Origin of the sequence: Brachyspira sp. SAP_772, from assembly GCF_009755885.1 — a bacterium.
Taxonomy (GTDB): domain Bacteria; phylum Spirochaetota; class Brachyspiria; order Brachyspirales; family Brachyspiraceae; genus Brachyspira.
On the sequence record NZ_VYIX01000099.1, the window covers coordinates 1 to 819 of the forward strand.

Annotated in this window: 1 pseudogene; it reads right to left on the reverse strand. The window is 33.5% G+C overall.

Features of this window, described 5'->3' with window-relative positions:
• A pseudogene (locus GQX97_RS12820) lies at positions 1-819 on the reverse strand (DNA repair protein RadA); the annotation flags it as partial.

An 819-nucleotide genomic window follows, 5' to 3' on the forward strand; every position in this document is an offset into this window, starting at 1 on the left:
TACTATAGCCATAGCAATAGAAATATCACTAGCAGTCTCTTTAACATTAAGACCATTTGCAATATTAATATAAACATCTTGATTAGAAAGATTTATATGACATCTTTTTTCTAATATAGCAATAATAATAAGAAGCCTGTATTGGTCATAACCTATAGTAAGCCTTCTAGGATAACCAAAAGCACTGCTTCCAACCAAAGCCTCTTGCTCTACACAAAAAACCCTGCTTCCTTCTATTACAGGAGTTATCACACTTCCAGCAAATACAGCTTCATTGAGAGAACGAGTAAAAACTCTTGAAGGGTCTTTTACTTCCATAAGCCCATTTTCTACCATCTCAAATATTCCAACCTCATCAACTGCCCCATAACGATTTTTCACAGCTCTTAATATTCTATATATACCCTTATCATCACCCTCAAAATATAAYACACWGTCTACAATATGCTCTAATATTTTAGGTCCTGCTATAGTGCCTTCTTTTGTAATATGACCTACCAAAAATATTGTTATGTTTTTTAGTTTGGCAGTCTGCATCAATGCCCAAGCACAGTTTTTTATTTGTGCAGGAGAGCCTGCTATGCTGTTTGTAGATGGGCTATATATTGTTTGAATAGAGTCTATTATAGCAAGTGCTGGAGGTTCATCTAAAAGAGTATTTATTATATTGTCGCAATTTGACTCTGATGATATTAAAAAATCAGAATCTTCTAATGAAAGCCTATCTGCTCTTAATTTTATCTGCTCAAGAGATTCCTCTCCTGTGAAATAATAAACTTTCTCTTTTTTAGCAATATTTGAAGCTACTTGTAAAAGGAG